At 52.4% G+C, this 17,684-nt stretch carries 12 protein-coding genes; 2 read left to right on the forward strand and 10 right to left on the reverse strand.

From position 1 onward, the window contains the following. Positions 1 to 36: 36 nt before the first annotated feature. Together VFU50_11740 and VFU50_11745 are read right to left on the reverse strand one after the other, a co-directional pair. Positions 37 to 1,650 carry an MASE1 domain-containing protein gene (locus VFU50_11740; GenBank protein HEU5233526.1) on the reverse strand — a complete coding sequence of 538 codons (1,614 nt, stop codon included), beginning with the start codon at positions 1,648 to 1,650 and terminating at the stop codon, positions 37 to 39. Positions 1,651 to 1,866: 216 nt separating this feature from the next. Then, positions 1,867 to 2,250: a response regulator transcription factor gene (locus tag VFU50_11745; protein ID HEU5233527.1), complete on the reverse strand. Its 384-nt coding sequence runs from the start codon at positions 2,248 to 2,250 to the stop codon at positions 1,867 to 1,869. Between the two features lie 406 nt (positions 2,251 to 2,656). Between VFU50_11745 and VFU50_11750 the strand changes: the two genes are divergently transcribed. Further along, complete coding sequence (locus tag VFU50_11750; protein ID HEU5233528.1) at positions 2,657 to 4,312, forward strand: L,D-transpeptidase family protein; 1,656 nt, start codon at positions 2,657 to 2,659, stop codon at positions 4,310 to 4,312. Between the two features lie 13 nt (positions 4,313 to 4,325). Here VFU50_11750 and VFU50_11755 read toward each other — a convergent pair whose 3' ends face one another. The 5 genes from VFU50_11755 to VFU50_11775 all read right to left on the reverse strand — a co-directional run bounded on the left by VFU50_11755 (position 4,326) and on the right by VFU50_11775 (position 9,144). Further along, positions 4,326 to 4,829 carry a DUF882 domain-containing protein gene (locus tag VFU50_11755; GenBank protein ID HEU5233529.1) on the reverse strand — a complete coding sequence of 168 codons (504 nt, stop codon included), beginning with the start codon at positions 4,827 to 4,829 and terminating at the stop codon, positions 4,326 to 4,328. Positions 4,830 to 5,041: 212 nt separating this feature from the next. Next, on the reverse strand, positions 5,042 to 6,067 hold the full coding sequence (locus VFU50_11760; protein ID HEU5233530.1) for a DUF2950 domain-containing protein: 1,026 nt from the start codon (positions 6,065 to 6,067) through the stop codon (positions 5,042 to 5,044). Between the two features lie 47 nt (positions 6,068 to 6,114). Next, a complete protein-coding gene (locus tag VFU50_11765) occupies positions 6,115 to 7,491 on the reverse strand; it encodes a DUF3300 domain-containing protein (GenBank protein ID HEU5233531.1) in 1,377 nt (458 codons plus the stop codon). 180 nt (positions 7,492 to 7,671) lie between these two features. Continuing rightward, positions 7,672 to 8,154 carry an RNA polymerase sigma factor gene (locus tag VFU50_11770; GenBank protein HEU5233532.1) on the reverse strand — a complete coding sequence of 161 codons (483 nt, stop codon included), beginning with the start codon at positions 8,152 to 8,154 and terminating at the stop codon, positions 7,672 to 7,674. An 81-nt stretch (positions 8,155 to 8,235) separates the two neighbouring features. Then, entirely contained in the window at positions 8,236 to 9,144 is a 909-nt protein-coding gene (locus VFU50_11775; protein HEU5233533.1) for an OmpA family protein, read from the reverse strand. A gap of 201 nt (positions 9,145 to 9,345) precedes the next feature. Here VFU50_11775 and VFU50_11780 point away from each other — a divergent pair, with 201 nt between their 5' ends. Further along, positions 9,346 to 9,915 (forward strand): DUF4136 domain-containing protein, encoded by a 570-nt coding sequence (locus VFU50_11780; GenBank protein HEU5233534.1) that lies wholly within the window; start codon positions 9,346 to 9,348, stop codon positions 9,913 to 9,915. A gap of 1,272 nt (positions 9,916 to 11,187) precedes the next feature. On the opposite strand, the gene VFU50_11785 is transcribed toward VFU50_11780, so the two are convergent. The 3 genes from VFU50_11785 to VFU50_11795 all read right to left on the reverse strand — a co-directional run bounded on the left by VFU50_11785 (position 11,188) and on the right by VFU50_11795 (position 17,474). Then, on the reverse strand, positions 11,188 to 12,696 hold the full coding sequence (locus VFU50_11785; protein ID HEU5233535.1) for a hypothetical protein: 1,509 nt from the start codon (positions 12,694 to 12,696) through the stop codon (positions 11,188 to 11,190). Positions 12,697 to 13,092: 396 nt separating this feature from the next. Beyond that, positions 13,093 to 13,785, reverse strand: a complete 693-nt coding sequence (locus tag VFU50_11790; protein HEU5233536.1) for a hypothetical protein — start codon at positions 13,783 to 13,785, stop codon at positions 13,093 to 13,095. A 248-nt stretch (positions 13,786 to 14,033) separates the two neighbouring features. After that, positions 14,034 to 17,474, reverse strand: a complete 3,441-nt coding sequence (locus tag VFU50_11795) for a TonB-dependent receptor (GenBank protein ID HEU5233537.1) — start codon at positions 17,472 to 17,474, stop codon at positions 14,034 to 14,036. Positions 17,475 to 17,684 lie beyond the last annotated feature (210 nt).

Below are 17,684 nucleotides of genomic sequence, written 5' to 3' on the forward strand. Positions count from 1 at the left end.
TTGTGTAGCGGCTTACATCTCGCTGAAGCAATTCACCTATATCGGGAGTGTGGCCGTGATCGTGGTACCGTGTTCAAAGTTTATGTCTAAATGACCTCCCAGCACTGTGACGGCCTCGCGAACATGCTGAAGTCCACCTGTGGGGGTGAAGCTTCCCTCACTCGTGATACCCACTCCATCATCCAGGATCCGCAGGACCGCATTTCTTTCTTCGATCTTCAACTCTACAGTCGCTGTTCGCGCTCGACTGTGCTTTTCCACGTTCTGAAGAGCCTCTTCTGCTACTCGATACAAACAGAGTGAGACATCCATTCCAAGCCTCTCGCTTCCGTGTGCTGTAGTACCAGCAAAACGAACGTCCACGCGACTGTCTCTCGCCATGCGACGGCACAGGCTTCGAAGCGATGCCTCAAGACCTGCGTACTCCAGAATGAAAGGATGAACCTCATTTGACAAATCACGAGCCGCCTGAGAGACCTGTTTTACTTCCTCGCAAAGCGTCTGCACATCGGTGTCCCGAGGAACATGGGCTCCAGATACCCAACGATCCGCTTCCACTGCGATTAATGCCAGCCGCTGGACGATGCCGTTATGGAGTTCGCGGCTTACTCGGTAACGCTCTCGTTCTTCCCAGCCGATCAACCGAGACCTGGTTGCTGTTGTCGACGCTAAAGCGCGACACTGCTCCAATCGAAAGCCTTTTAACAAAACCAAGGGGATACAGGCAGCCAGATAGAAAAAATGGAGAAGAAGAACGTTCTCGGCGATCGATGCTCGATGGAGGGGACCATTACCGTTAATGGCGGTCTTGAGCGAGAACAAAGCGACCACCAATAACGTGCTACTCAGCATGCTCAGGTCGAACCTGAGCGCAGCCCACAGGAAGAACGGTAGCGGCAGGCATATCAAAGCCGGAATGCTGCTCACCGGATTCTGCGCCCCAAAAACCAGCCACATGGCAAGCACAATTCCCGACACCAGCAAAGCTGCCTCTATCCATCGAGCGATCGTGAAAGTTCTGATGGACGAAAGTTTTCGTTGCCCAATGAGCACGATCATCGGGACAAATATGAGTTCCGAGACCATGTTAGAGGACAGGCGAGTGGTCCAGGGCAACCAATAGTTGTTCGCCTGGCGAGTTAACACCACAACTGCTGCATCCAGGAACGAGGTCACGAGCGGCGCCAGAACCACACCGAACAACAGAAAGGCAACGAGACCGCGCAGGCTCTCGAATACTCGCTTTCGCTTTGCAAAGGCTCTTATGCAAACGGCTCCGAGCAGGGCTTCTCCTACATTCCCGAAGAGCCATCCAATTGCCGCACTCGGCGGCGCACCGTTGCCGAACTGCGCAATGAAATGAGCGGGAACTACGCCGAGCAGCAGCGCCGGCCAAATTCGAACCGGAACGAGTAACAACCACGCCAGCAGAATTGCGTTTGGGGGCCATAGCGTGCCGATCGGGGTATTGCTCGGCGTGAACAGATAGCCGATCTCGGTTCCCAAATAATAGGAGATGGCGCTACCCAGCGCGAAAAGAGGAAGACGCAGGTATGGTGAAGCAGCGAAATCGACTCGCTGCCGAACCTCGCCTCTTGAGGTTGAAAAAATCTCTTCAGGCGAGAAGAAAGAGTGGGGGGCGCTGGCCATCTCTCCTCAAGACTCAATTTTCATTCTCTTGAATGTGCACTGCCTCAAGAATGTGACAGCATACTCCCAAAAAGGGATTTTCGTTGAGAAATTTTGTAAAAACGGCCTTGTTAAATCGTTTTAGCAGCAATGTAGGTTGCCGGCTTGCGTCATCGTCAGCAAGGAGGTGACCGAAAATCAGGTTTGAACCCGGAGAAATGTCTGATTTCAGTGGTTTTATTCAGCAGAGTTGAAGTGTCCGCCGCCGGCTGCTGATTTCACAGCAGCGATGAGATCCCTGGCGATTCGAGGCTTGAAAACGTAAGCTGCCGCGCCCGCCTTGCAGGCGGCCTCAATCGTTTCCTGATCGTTCTCGATCGAACAGATAACGATGCGCGTGGAATAACCGTTCGCCGACAACTGCTTCGTCAATTCAATTCCATTGATTTGCGGCATCACTATATCCAGGACAGCTACATCAGGCTTGTAGCGCTGGATGCATTCCCTCGCAGCAGCACCGTCTGCGGCGGTGGCGACAACGTCGAACTCTGTCTGCAACAGCGATACGAGCTGCTGCAACATTTGCGGATTGTCGTCCGCCACTATGATGCGTAATCTCATGGAAGAGAGATTCTGGTGGCCCATCATTATTGTTGGCCGAAATACCGAAAACTCCTGCCTTACTGATGTAACCGCCGATGATTACCAAGGATAGGGAACAAGCAGAAAGGGACGCGGGAGGAGGAAGGATTCGAGCACGTCCAGCAACCTGTCTCGTATCAGACAAATGCCCCTTGTCTCACGCTTGATACCGGAAACATGCTCCGTTTCTGACTGCAAAATCTGCCAGTATCCCTGCTTGGTGCAGCGCAATAACTTCCGGATAAACCCGTGCAAGCTGATCAGCTGAGTGGCGATCCTCGATGATTGACTTATTGAATTGGCGCAAATCGCAAGTTCTAATATTCCTAACTGTCAGGTTGTCAATAGTACGCCTGACGGATCTGCTTAGGCAAAGATCCGGACGATGAAACTGCTGGACCATTCCGGCAGATTGCGCGATTACTCCAGGCAAATCTTTCTCATCGCCGCCTTGAGCATCTTGGCGTGCGCACAAACACCCGTACGAATTCAGACCATAGTCAGTGCCGGTATCCTCAACAGCATGCGATGGTCTCGCTTTAGCGACTATCGCGTCTGGCTTCAGAACATCTACGAACCTGCTGGGTACGCGCCTCTATGGCTTCATGGAAATGTCCCTACGCCTCAAGCCACCTTGATGATTAAGCGCTTTCAGGATGCTGGTCAAAAAGGCTTAGAGCCTGAGGATTACGACGCTTCGCGATGGGAGAGTCGAACCCGAGCACTGAGCAACTCCGATGCTGACCTTGCCGCTTTCGACGTTGCCCTTACGGTCTGTACGATGCGCTACGTCTCCGACCTTCACATCGGGCGTATCAATCCTCAGCACTTCAACTTCGGCCTGGAAGTCGAGCACAAGAAGTATGATCTGGCGCATTTTGTCCGTGAACGTTTGTTGCCTGCGACAGACGTTGCTACGTTGCTAGATGGCGTCGAGCCACCATTCCCTGGATACCGCCGCACAGAGCAGGCATTGTCAAGATATCTAGAATTTGCGCGTCAGGATGATGGCGAGAAGCTTCCAGTTCCCATTAGACCAGTTGAGCGAGGCCAACACTATGAAGGTTTGGGGCGACTCGTGCGCCTTCTACGTCTCATTGGAGATCTGCCACCTGGCACCGGGCCCACCGATCATCTTCTTTACGACGGTGAGTTGGCAGAAGGAGTGAAGCGCTTTCAACGCCGTCATGGTCTTGATGCTGACGGCCGACTTGGATCGGCCACAATCAAGCAACTTAACGTCCCCCTGTCAGACCGCATACGCCAATTGCAACTGACACTCGAACGCTGGCGTTGGTTGCCGAGCGATTTCTCAGGCCCTCCTATCATCGTCAACGTTCCCGATTTTCGTCTGCGCGTTCTGGATCGGCGTTATAAGGTCAGCTTCGACATGCGCGTTGTGGTGGGAAAAGCGTTGCGGACCCAGACGCCCGTTTTCAGCCGCGACATGACCTTCGTGGTTCTGCGCCCGTATTGGAACGTTCCGCCAAGTATCCTTCGCAGCGAAATCATTCCAGCAATCAAGCGCGATCGAGACTACGTTGCAAAGAAGAACTATGAAGTGACCACGAGTGGCGGAAAAGTTGTCACCTCCGGAACCATTTCCGATGATGTTCTCGCGCAACTCCAGGCAGGCAAATTGACAGTGAGGCAAAAGCCGGGCACAACGAATGCTCTCGGACTGGTGAAGTTGATGTTTCCAAATGAATACAACGTCTACTTGCACAGCACACCCGCGCCGGACCTATTTGGGCGCACACGCCGGGATTTCAGTCACGGCTGCATCCGCGTGGAAAAACCGGCTGAGCTCGCGGCATGGGTTCTGCGTAACAATCCGGGCTGGACGCTCGAGCGCGTACAAGAAGGAATGATGAACGGCCCCGATAACGTTACTGTGACCCTTTCGCAGCGGGTGCCGGTATTCATCGTGTACGGAACCGCGCTCGCATACGACAACAACGAGGTTCACTTTTACGAGGACATTTATGGACACGATGCCAAGCTCGCCCAGGCTCTGGCTAAAGGCTATCCCTATCCATAAAGGACAACGAACGCTACCAGCGTCTCACGCGACCCACATCCACATGGACAAACTGCGAAGTTGGATAGTAACCGACGCCTCCGCGATGCAAAACCAGCGCGGTATCGCGGAGTTTGGAAGTGCGAACGCCAGGCACGCGGATGTCGATCGCCATCGCCCTCATGTGCAAACTATGCAGGGCGACGGCATGCCCGTGCTTTCGTAGATACTCGTTGCTCCACGGCGTGCGATATCCACACAGAACGTCAATTTCTGTATCTGGACGTCCCAATGCGGCAGTCAAATCGTGCAGCAGATCAAAGACTCTTGGATCGTAGTCATGTTCCGTACCTGTTCGGTGATCGCGCAAATAGTGATTGAGTTGCGCGACGGCATCTGGATCATAGGTATTGCCATGGCGGTACACAATATCCAGCCTTTCGCCCGTGTGAGCGTGAAACAGGCGCAAACGGTAGTCGATGGCCTGTGTCGAGGTGGTCTCTGCCGCCCGCGATAACGGCGTGGCAGGAACGATCATGAACGTCAAGCAGAACAAAAGAGAATTTCGGAATGGAAACCGCAACCAATGACTCCACAACCTGGAATGCAACTCGTTAGAGCTTACTTACTTGCTACATTAGCAAAGAGCGGCGATTTGAACCGTGCTGCAGAGCAAGCAGCGACGCGTCTTCCTGTGACAGTTGGGCCGTTGCCAGCCAAAATGGAGTCTGTCACACACGTAGGAAGCAGTTAGTTTTGAGAGATGGATGCCGATTCAGATGGAGTTTGCTTTTCTCCTTCCTGGACTGGCGTCCAGGATTTATCCGGATTGAAGAGTTCCATTTTCGTGAATTGATCGACGGTATTGGGGCCAAGGTTCTTTTCGTACACAACTCCGTCGTGGCTAACAATGAAGGTTTTTACTCCAGTCACATCATAATGCGCGGGCGCAGCTACGAGAGCAAATCCTCCAATCATGATTCCCTTAACGACAAAGTTCATTTCCCCGAGCGGCGCCGCGGGCCCCTGTCCCTTCAGAATCTTGAAGTAATATCCGTGGTACTCCGAGCCAGGCGTGTAACCCTGTTCAATAGCTCGCGCAATTTTTTCTCCTACCGGACCGCCCCATGTACCGTCGGCATTCTGCCAGGCTAATCCATCCTGTTTTCCGGGAGTACTTACGATGCGCTGCGCGTATTGGTTCACGGCATAACCCTCGCGCGGCTCGAGAGCATAAGCTTGCTGCGCCTCGACGTAGCCGTGACAGAGTTGAATCGCATCAAGCTCGTTTGCGCCGATTCGACGAAAAAGAAGCTCCTGTCGGCCAGCCTCGGCGTCGAAGAACCACTTCCCTTCTTTCCTGACGAGGGGTACAGGAAAGGGCCAGTCTTCGTTGCCAACCAGGAGGAATGCCCGGTTTCCTTTTCTGGGATCTACTGAGATATTTTCTTTTTCCCGTGCCTCAGCTGCGAAATCGGCAGCATGTTGTCGATCCTGTGCCGTTTCGCCCGTGAGTACAATGTCTTTGCCGTCGGCACCGAAAATCGTCGTGATGGTGTCCACATCGAACTTCTCGGCCGCCGTGATTAATGCATCTACAGCTTGCTGCGGAGTGTCGAACTTTTCTGCCAAGGCGCCGCTGGAGCTTGCTGCAACGATTGCTTTGGACGCTGCCCCCTGCGCAGAAGCGGACGTAATCAGGAGAGACAAGCTGGCACAGGTGATAACAATGCAAGCTACCTCAAAGAGACTGATGTTTCGAAACGTCGAAGTCATTTCTATGCTCCAGCAATTGCCGTTCTAGTTTCAAAGGAGGACGTCAGTTACCTGCGCCGCCCACCACCGCCTCTGAAGCCGCCGCCACCCCGACTGAATCCTCCACTACTGCGCGATCCAAAACTGGATGAACCGCGACTGCTGCTGTTGCGCGCATTCGATCCGTCATAGCCGCGAGTACCGCCTCCAAACGCGTCGCGATTCCCTCCACCGCTGCGCGACAGATCGCGGCTTCCAATGCGGTCCGGACCGCCTCCTAAGGATCCTCCGCCCAAACCACCACGGTTATTGAGTCCGCTGCCACCGGCGCCGCCAAAACCGCTACCTCCCGACCGGAAGCTGGAAATGTTGCCGCCCTGGCGACCAAGCTGCTGACGGGCATTGGTCTGGCGACGAGCCAGTGAGTCTCCGCGGGAAAGACCACCGAATCGATCAGCAGTAGCTCTGTCTCGATAAGGAGTCCCACCGCGATGAGCGGGGTTATGTTGCCAATTGCTTCTCGCACTCTGGCCGCCGGCTGGAAGGGTAGACGGACGATTCCCACGATTGCCGAGGTTTCCACGGTCGCCGCCAGGCAACTGCGCTGGGCGATTGCCGCCTATGTTGTTGCGGTTCCCGCCGCCGATATTCGTGTTGCGATTGAAGTTATTGTTGTGGTTTATGTAAACGTTGTTTCCACCCCATCCGCAACCCCATCCCCAACCTCCGCTCCAAAAAGCGCCCATCATTACTCCAACTCCGAAAGAGAGGGCTAAGCCTGCAGCGTAGTATCCGGTCGGATAATAAATCGGTGGATAAGGGTAGTAATACGGAGGGCCCCACACAACAACAGGATCGTAAGAAGGTACGTAGACAATCTGTGGATTGGCCTGCTCGATGACGATTACTTCTTTCTTTTCGACGACTCTGGTCTCAACAGTTTGCTGCTCGGTAGATTTCAGTGTGCCTTTGTCCTGTGCCTTCTTTCGCATGCGTTGAACGGCGTCCATTACGTCGGCCTGTTGCGCTAGAAAGGCGTTGCCCAAATCCGTGGTCCATTGGATATCGTTCGCCAGACGGTTGGCGACTTCGGGCAGAGCGGCGAGAGCTTGCACACTGGCATCCCACTGCTCCTTTGCAACCGCATCCGCAAGAGCCTTGTCTTTGAGATTCTTGTTCTTACCTAACCACTGCTGCAGCTGGATGATCTCTAGAGGATAGGTTGAAGCTGCCAGTACTTGTGCCAGCAATGGGTCAGGATAGAGCGCAATTGGAGCCACAAGTGAATCTAACTGCTCTGCGGGAATCTTGTTCCCTGGCGCTTCCTCGGCTGCCATTGTCGCGGACGGAAACGAATATGCGAAGGTGTCCGTCGATACGAGCGCAACACTGCAGACGATCGCCACCAAACCACGAAAGATTGAATGCTCGATCTTGAATTTCATTGCTCTCTATCGAGCGGTTATAGGTCAGAACAGTAACTGACGGCATCTGGCAAAATTGCGGGAGCTGACACGTTTTAGAATCGCGACCCTCGCTGAAAAGGCCAAGTTCCGTTTGGAAGCCAACGGAGCCCTGACCCTGAGAACGCCACAATGGTCCCTGAGCAAGAGGAAGAGTGCAGACTAATTCAGCAATTTATTTTTCAGGCGCGCTTTCACACGCGTCATCCGATTCTTTACCGTAGATAGTTTCTCTCCCTGTATCTTCGCGATCTGGTGAAATCGCAAGCCATCGTAGTAACGGAGCTTGATCATCTCCTGATCGGCTTCTGATAACAACGCAATCGCTCTGCGCACCTGCTCCCTCATCGACAAGGCTTGGAGTTCGTCCAGAATCGAGGGCTGAGGATCCTGAATTACATCAGCAAACTCCAGACCTGCATTTTTCAGCCGGCGATGCTTGCGTTGGTAATAGTCGACACACAAGTTCTTCGCAATCTTGTACAGCCATGTTGTGAACGTTGCCTCTCCTCGCCATTCAAATCTTTGCGCTCGCAGCAAGGCATCGTGAGCAATGTCCTCCGCAACATCCGCATTCGACACATAGCCATGTACGAAGCGGACTAGGAGAGTGCGATCGGACGCTTTGAACTCAGTAGAAATCATCGCAATGTACATGCTCGCGAACTATCAAATGAAATCCCAGCGGATCTCGTCGAAGCGAGAACATCTCCGAGCTGTCCTAAATTACTGCTTTGCTGCCAAAATCCCCTTGTTAACCATGACTTTCACTTCCACACGGCGGTTCTGCGATCTTCCGTGTGTAGTTTCATTTGAGGCGGCTGGATTGGAAATGCCCATTGCTCCGGGAGAGACAATGTGTCGAGGCGGCACGTTCGCGTCCTGCATGAGATAGTTGACTACAGCGTAAGCTCGATCTTTACTCAAACTCTGATTGGCAGCCGCATTTCCGGTGGAATCGGCGAATCCCTGAACTTCAATGATGTATCCAGAAAGTTTCGTGGCTTCGGCTGCAAGTTGAGCCAGCGCATTCTTATCGTCGGTACCAAGCGCAGATTTTCCCGACTCGAAGTAAATCGTCGCCTGGTTCTTCACTTGATAGTCGGCTAGTTCTTCGAACCTGCGGCTCACTTCTTCCTGGTTACTTGCGATCTGAGCTTTATTCTTTGCGATATTCGCAGAATTCAGGGATATGTTCTCCGCGTTTGCCGCGATCCCTTCCTTGTTCGCGGAGATATTTTCCGCGTTGGTTGCCACTTTTTCTTCAGTCGGCGTAAGACCTGCCTGAATCATGCTGGCAGTTTGCAAGTCGTCTTTGTTGAATTTGATTTCTGTGGCGACAAAATTTCCCGATGTGTCAGAAACACCTTTGACGCTCACCTTTAGCCCAGGAATCAGACTGGTCCATGACATTTCCTCCTTGCGGAGGCCTAAACCTTTCGGGGATTGCACCTTCGTATCATCGGTGAGAGTGATCGCTTGGCTGGTGCCGTCCGAGGCACGGATTGTGATTGCATCGGCAGTACGCTTGGTAATCAGTCCTTTAATGCTCCTGACGTCATCAGCGAAAGTAAAACTTGTCGTTAAGGCAAAGACGAGCGTTATGGCAAATCCGCACAGAGTAATTTTCTTCATCGAAATCTAGCTCCTTCGAGTTTTCCGAGTCAGCGTACATTTGCTCATTTCGGGTGGAGTACTAGCAAAACTGCTAGGACGACCAAGCTTCTACTACTGACAGGTGTTTAGATTGCTGATTTTGCATAACGTGTCTGTGGAGAAGGCCGCTCTGCTCGCACTGGGCAAAAACGATTCTTCTCGGTGGGGGGGGATCTCACGATGAGCTTTCACCAGAGGCGAGAACTGTGGATAGGCTTATATGCGATTACTCTGTTTATTCCCGTGGCGTTTGGCCAGAAGGTGCAAGTCGGATTCGACAAAAGCGTGGATTTCTCGCGCTACAAGAGCTATACGGTCGCGGACCCTGGAATTCAACCAAGTCGTCCGTTGCTGTACGCCTCCATCGTTGGATCAATTGACCACGAACTTAACTCAAAAGGCTTTTCCAGGATTCACAGCGATGGAGACTTAATTCTGATTCCCGAAGGCGGAGCCGAGTATGGACTCAACCGACCAGCGGGAACACCGATTACCCCGACACTTAGTGGTCCGCCCCCGGCATTCGATGCGACGATGTGGACCGGCGCTACTGGTTATTTAATTTCTGGAGCGATTTACATTCCAGAGGGAACGCTTCGGCTTGACTTCATTGATCGTGCAGCTAACAAAATAGTCTGGAGTGGCACTGTGAAAGTTAAATTGGACGTCGAGCAAAAGTCGAAGTCGCTGCAGTTGATCGATAAGGCGGTAGTGAAGCTGCTGAAAGACTTTCCCCCTCAGAAGAACTAGTTGCTCCGATCGTCACCTATCGACGTTAATGGTGTTCAAGGGCAACGACTGACCTTGCGAGAATAGCTAAGCTCTGTTTGCAGTGAGGAGACGGCCTCTTTGTTGATGCGAGTTGAAACCCCCTATAAAGCCCATTTGTGCCCACAGTGTGGTGTTTGGTTCTTCACACTGAGAGAGCTGAGCGCAAACGTTCCATGGGTCTGTGTTGATTGCGCCATGCTAAGGTGGACTGGTGCTATGGCGAATGAATCCTAGTTTTCGCAACGTACTTCCAGACTGCCATTCGCTGGCATTTTTGTCAGTTGCTCGTTCCCATTGCGGGAAATATTGTGAGTCACCAGGAAGCGACTCCTGAGGGGACCTGCGGTCGGCGAAGTAGATGCCACTTCGTCGAGGCAGTCTCCCTTCAGGCCCTTTGTGCCCTCCCCCGAAACCACGCTGCCATTCTGTAGGTTCCGCAACCCTCTTGAGGTTTCGTCAGAATCGAAAGATTATGCCTGAGCTTATTTGACCCTGTTGGGCATAGACAGGATCTGACACGGAAAAGCACTGGTCGAAGCCGTTACAGAACCACTCCTCATTGGAATGGAGATATGTCGGGGTCCACTTTGCCTCGAGCCTCAGTCCGAAATGAGGCGCGAAGTAGTGTTTGATTCCTGCACCCAATTCGAAAGAAAATTCGCTTCTGCTCGAGAACGCAGCTCGAGGACTAAGTGTCGTAGCGCCCAGTCCAACCACCGCAAAAGGCTGCGTATGGGCACCATCATCCGCCGGATGAAAAATAAAGTTTACGTGGTATTGATCAACGTATGCTCCAAACAGCCTGACTGACGTGTTGACTGCCCGCAATCGGCCATTCAAGTGTGTATCCTGCCTGCTCCATTCAAACTCCACCTGAATGTTGTCATGGACTCCATGGTTGAGTGCCACGCCATAAGCTGGATTGCTCTCAATTTCGAGTTTGCGAACTGTAGGGTTAAGAGCTTGATTATTTAATTCGATGTTTCCGCCAAATCGGTAACCAATTGTAGGTGTCAGCTCAAAGCCACCCTGGCCCCACATAGAGCATGCGGTTGTGAGAATTGTGAATAGGATGAAACTGCCCAGAGATCTCTTCATCCAGTTATATTGCTTCGATGGCGTGGGGCTGGCACCCTGTCACATGTTACAGGAAAACCATTTATCAACGCAGACTGCTCTATCGAGAGACTTATCTGAGAACAGAAAGCATTGCTGCGGCCGCTGCACGGTCTTGTGAAGTAGGTCCGATGCTCAAAAGCGAATCGCATAGCCGCTGGAAATCTGGAGATTTCCTTGATTGACATAATATTGCGGCGACTGCAAGCTCCCAAGCGGAGAGAGACGAGGGTTCGGATAATCTTGCAGATAACGAATTAGCGTTGTGCCGAGATCGAATCTTAGAGTAGATCGACGTGAAGGATACACTTCCACTATTCCACCCGAATCCAATGCGAAGCGGCTAAGGCTGTCGAATTTTGGGAGCCATCCGCCAGTCCACGTTTCATCGTAGTAGAGAAAGCCGGGACGAACCTTACCGAATACTCCCCATTTCTTTCCCTGGTGCCCGATTTTGGCGCCAAATAGTCCTTCCAACCTCGGCCGGCCTTTGCTTTCATGACGTGGAAAGTAGTTGATCTCGCTGTCAAAGAACAGAGAGTTAGCGATTCTAAATCCATAGCCTATGCCGACTCCTCGGCTCGGCTCGCGACACCCACTGCAGTCATTTCGGAACCCGGGTAAGCTGATGTTTACGTAGTGAACGCCGATGCTTCGCCGACGGGTCTTCCACGTTTCGTCGCCTTCTTCTACACGACCATTTTGCTTCTTCTCAGGTGCTGCGAGGTGCAACCCTTCATTCGGTACTTGCCACGGAAGTTTACCCATGAATAATCCTGCAAAACTGCGGCTCGGTTCAAGAGCAGTTCGCAAGATCATGTTGCCAAAGATTCGATGTTTTGTTCCGATTCTTGCAGCGACGTACTTATCCAACACATCTTCAAGTACGACCCATCCGGTGCCAACAATTGGCGTGACAATCCAGTCCGATAGTCCAGTGTTATTGGTAGGGCCACCCGGATACCTTGGATTATTCAGACATGTGCGAGAATATCCGCAGCCTGGAACATACAACCACCCTCCGGCGTTTCCGATGCTAGTTTCACTCAAAGGACCGACTTTCCATTGCACCTCAAACGCCGCTGCCCAAGCCATTCCCTTTAGCCTGGTTATCCAGTACCTGCGATTCTGTCCGATGGCGACAGTATCCGCTGGAGGGCTATTCTGTAAATAGATCCGACTTGCCACCGCTCCCTGCAGAGGATGCCCAACGTCGTTCACAAGGAAATCGTCTCCGTCGCTCCACCTTTTCAGGTTGTACCCTTTGTAAGAAGCAAACCAATTGTGGACAAAAGGTGAATGCGCCAGCGAATACCGCAATGAAGGATCGTCGGCAACTCGAAATGCATGCTGTATCATCAAGTATTCGAACGATTGCAGCAACGCCTTTCTCAGATAGAAACGAGGCGGCTTCGGCGGCTGAGATTTGATCAGCGGATCCACCGCGCTCGCACTGGCCGTCTCGGCCTTATCTTCATCGTCTGCGGAGCCAGAATCCGCGTGTTTGCAGGATCGAGATGACCACTGATGATTGACTTCCCGGGAGGTCGCCGTATCGAAGCCATTATTGGCTGCGGCAGCATTGTCTGAAGAAACCTCTCCGGTCTCTCTAACACAAATTGGCGTCCATGGTTGGGCCACCATGAACATTCTGGAGAGCAACACTGATGTGAGAACGATCAGCTTTGATTTGCGCAGGGCTGTTTGAGCGTAAACGACAAACTCACTCCGCCATCCGCGGATTCCAATCCCGGGTGAAGAACTCCAGGATCGTAAGCGAAGAGGCAATTGATTCGGACCTCGGCAACGCTCTTACCTTCGTGCGTCAGGTTAGCGTAGAGAAAACGCGGGTGGGATAGAACTAACAAAATTGCCAGATTGCCAGATAACTGGACTGTTCGACTTAAAGATCAAAGAGTTGATTGTCGCTCTTACTTTTCAAAGCTGTCAGGTTCAATGATTTATTTCTCGCGAAACCAGCCGCAGCTCGCCTGGCTCGTGAACCGGCAGAGCTACGAAATTTAGCTAGACTCCTTACTCTCAACGGTTTTCCGTCGAACTTAATCGCGCAAGAAGCTGATTCGAGGGTTGTGCGAGGCTGCCGGTAGGCTCTTCTTTAATGGCTTCTTTTAACTCACGTCTTGCCTCGCTGAGTTCATGCTGATTGATAAGAATGATGCCGCGTAAATAGTGGACGGTCGCGCGACTCCCAGCCCCGGCGTTTGCATCACGAGATATACCCCTGATTGCTTCATTAATCTCCTGCAGAGCTCGTTCGTTTCGATGCAGACAAAAGAGCGCACGAGCCGTCTCGTAGTGCACGGGCCAGGCCTCAGGCAGAAATTGAAGAGCTTTATTGGCGTTGACTAGAGCATTTGCAGGCTGCTGGGAGTCGTTGTAGATGGATGCGAGCACCGCATAGGCAACGCCATAGGTAGGATCAGCGCGAATCGCATGCTCGAGATCCGTGGTTGCGGTGACAGGATCCCTCGTCATATTCAGTATTGCACGGAGGGTTAATGCTGTGGCGTAGTCGGGATAAATGGCGAGAGCACGTTCCAGCTCCTTTGCTGCATCTTGTGAGTCGTGATGGAGAACCGCTTTTAAAGCCTTGTCGACAGCGTGCTGAGCCTTTCCCGGCGCGCGTAAGGCGTTCGGCGTGACAAGCTGCGATGCAAACTCACTGTGACTTCTACCCTGGGGTTCATCTTGTGGAGCTTGGACTTGTCCCATGACGTCGTTGCAGAGAAGGAGAGCGAGTAGACATGGGAGACAGACTATCCATCGGTGAAATGCAATTCTCTCCGTTCGAGGTACTTCCCAAATACATGATGCGAGCATAAGAACACCAACTTTTTGTCGTGTATTTGGTGTACTGCTGGTCCCAATTCTGCACTACTGGAAGAATGTCCAGAGTTCTACTGAGATTCAGTGCAAAATCTAAGGTAGGGTGCTTAGGATTGCCGGGACCATGATCTGAATTAAAATGAGAAAGTCAACGCCAGCTGCCCAACACGAGGATTTACAGCCGTAGCTGAGACTACCCCAAATGTGGATGAAGAGAAGTTTGTATCGGGGTTAGCAAACTGAGGATGATTAAGCGCATTGAAGAACTCGGCACGAAATTGCAGGCTGCCGTTTTCGAGAGGCCATGCCATCGCGATCTTCTTAGACACTGCAAGATCCAGGTTCGCCTGCCCGGGGCCATCGACTATTCCCGTGCCGCTGTTTCCAAAAGCGGTTCCAATACCGTCTGCGCCAATGACCGGCGGCTTGGCAAAACAGGCCGAATTCAAATAGCCGTTCAGCTTAGTTTCAATACTGCCGCGGACAACTAGTTGTTGTTTAGAACATGTGCCGCTTAACTGCGCCCTGTCCTGGTTGATACCAAATACATTGGTGGCGTTCGTATTGGAAATAGTGAGCGCATCACCTGACTGAATGGTTGCAATTGCGGCAAGAGACCAATTTCCCAGCATCGCCCGTGAAACCGGGCCACGAGGGCTCGGAACTAGCCACGTTGTACTGAAAACGAACCGATGAGTGCGATCAAAACTGACTCGTCCCCATCGTTGCCCCGGAACATTCTGATCTCCCAGCGTGATTCCGTTTCCTGAGGAGTTTCCGTTTACATCTGCGCCGTCCGTGTCCAAAGTCTTGGAGAACGTATAGGAGGCCAGAAACTGCAGCCCGAAACTGAGATGCTTGGTCAGACTTGTTTCAAGGCCGTTGTACCAGGAGTTTCCTTCTGATTCGAGTTCACGAAGCGAATCGGGACGAATTCCGCGAATGGGCACTCGTAACGGGATGTTGGCTACGGTGTTCGAAATCGTCGTTATCACTGGGTCTTGCGGAGACGCATTGAGCGCTTGATTCAGCGAACGCAGCCGCTGGAGATGCGTTCCTCGAGCGCCGACATATCCGATTTCGAGAAGCCAGCCCTGGTGCAGCTCTGACTGGATATTCAGCGCAACCTGCTGCACCATTGCAGGGCGGAAATCTGGCGCCAGCGAACTAATCGACAGGCTACTTGTCGGCGAATAAGGGACAAAAAGCGGAAACGAAGCTGGAGTGGGAAATGGCTGCGCAAATGGCGCCTGAAACGTTGCTCCTCCGTTCGAAACCCCTGTGCTGTTCCGGAGTGTGGCAAATGGGGCGGCAATCACAGATTCAGTGAAGACTTGGCCAGTCGGGCGAGAGTAATAAATACCATATCCTCCTCGTAATACCAATCGAGTTGTCGTTGGCAGGACTTGCCACGCAAATCCCACTCTGGGAGCAACCGTGTTTTGAGCCTCGCCGTACGTCGCAAATGTGTTGTCTGCGCGGCTAACCCCCGAAGGAACAGTGGTCGAAAAGTTTGACGCCACCATGTACCCGGCGAGACTTCCAGTCGCGGGTGGGTTCGGATTGGCTTTTGTGAAATCGAAAGTCGAACTACGTCCGAGAGCGTCGCCAAATTGGCCGGGGCGTTCATAACGGAGCCCAAGATTCAAAGTCAACGATTTGGTGATGCGGTAATCGTCCTGCGCAAATGCCGAGACTTCCCATGCCCTGAAGTCACGATTCAGCAAGCCATAGCCATCCATGGAAGCAAAAACGTTGCTGACGGTTCCCGTACCATTGTCGCTGCGATTGAGGCCCAGTAGAAAATCTGGCCAGCTTAAGAATTGGAGAAACGAACCAAACCCGGCGAAGTCGAGGTTGTCCTGCAGTCGAGTCAGCGAGCCTCCAAATTTCAGAGTGTGCGGACCATCGAGCAAGCTGAAGACATCGCTTAAGACAATGCTCTTTTGAGTGTAGGTTCGGGGAAATCCGGGAGCCATGCTCACCGAACCAAGAATTCGTAGACTCGGTAGCTCGTTGTTCCGATTCATCTCGCCTTCGGTCACACCGACATCAGACCACGCGAAAGGCGACTGCGCTTCGGTACCGGTGCTGGTCCGCACGAATCCGATTCGTGCTTCGTTCAAGCTGAAGCTACTCAGCCGGTAAGTATCGGCCAGAGAGAAAACGATGAACTCGGATTCACCCGGGCTGATAAAGCCTGGAATGTTTCCTGCGTTATTTAGACCATTCCCGGGAAAAGTGACTTCTTGACTATTGCCTTGCAAAAAGAATCGTGCAGCCAGTTGATTTTTCCGCGATGACGCATAATCGAGGTTGAGCAAATACTGATCTTCATTGAACCGGCACGGCTGTGTGAATGCGGAGAAGCCCTGGCTTGCAATCGGTTTACTTAGATCAATAGTTTGAGGACTGGGAATAAGAAAGCCGCCGTCAGGAAGTTTGAGATTCAGCAGAGCGAGCGCTGCAGGATTGATATTAGAACCGTCAGGATTGACGGCAACTCCGCCTGAAACACCTTTTTGCCCGCCGAAGAGTTTGCCGAGGGCTGCCGCCGATCGGTCGTTCGTCAGAGGCGGCTCGCTCAAAGTGGCGCTGCAGGCTATCCGTGCTTGGCCGGTCGCCAAGCCATTAATCTGACGCGTTCCCTGATAGGATCCAAAGAAAAACAGTTTGTCTTTGCGGATTGGTCCTCCGACCGCAGTTCCGAACTGGTTCTGCTTAAGGTCCGGACGTCGCTGACCGGTTTGGTTGAAGAAGAAATCGTTGGCATTCAGGAAGTTGTTGCGCAGGAACTCGAAAACACTGGCATGGTAACTGTTGCTGCCGGTTTTTGTGATGACACTGACATTCGCTCCAGCTGAGCGTCCGAAGGCGGCGTCGTACAATCCGGTTTGTACTTTGAATTCCTCAATAGTGTCAGGGTTCGGAATCGGAATGCCTCCGCTGGTCGAACCGGTGCCCAACACGTCGTTAACGCTAACGCCATCCAATTGCCAGTTGTTGTCATACGAGCGCGATCCGTGCACGTAGATCCCGTCGTTTGATTTCCCAATTTGCGACTGGGCAGTTCCCCCGATTCCAAGCTCTCCTGCGTGGTAGACCCCGACGCTCACGCCGGGCGCAAGGCTCGCTATTTGGGTGAAGTTTCTTGTAACCAACGGCAAGCCAGTGATTCCGTTTCTATTTAGTACTTGACCCAAGGCAGAACTGTCACTCTGAACCATTACAGAATCGGAAGCTACTTCGACGTTTTCGAAATGGGTAGCAACATGCAGATGGAGTTCGAGCCGGTTTGCTTCCGTTACATAGACATGCAGGATCGAAAGATTTATGGGCTCAAAATTTATTTTCTCAGCGCGGAGGTGATATTCACCCGGATCCAACAGAAGGAATCCGAACCTTCCTTGCTCGTCCGTATTAGTGGACCGTGGTTCGCTTCCATCAGCTTTTGTGAGCTGAATCGATACATCCGGCACGGCTGCACCTGTAGGATCCACGGTGATGCCCGTAATCGCTCCGGTCGATATGGTTTGAGAGTAGGAGCTCGATGGAAATGCCGTGAACAAAGTCATGGCTATGATAGACGAATAACAGGATAAAAGAGCCCAGCGTCGACGGCTCAACGGATCGCTCATCTGATGCCCACCTGGTTGTCGGTCGGCTGTGAATGAAAATGTTTTTGTCTCGTGAATGAACAGCCAGACGATTTAAAGGATGAAAGATTAGCGAGTCCTGACGCTTACGTGGCTCTGTCAATTTTGACAGGGTTAACAGTGGCAGGA

It is taken from the genome of Terriglobales bacterium (assembly GCA_035764005.1).
In the GTDB taxonomy this organism is placed as follows: domain Bacteria; phylum Acidobacteriota; class Terriglobia; order Terriglobales; family Acidobacteriaceae; genus Gp1-AA112.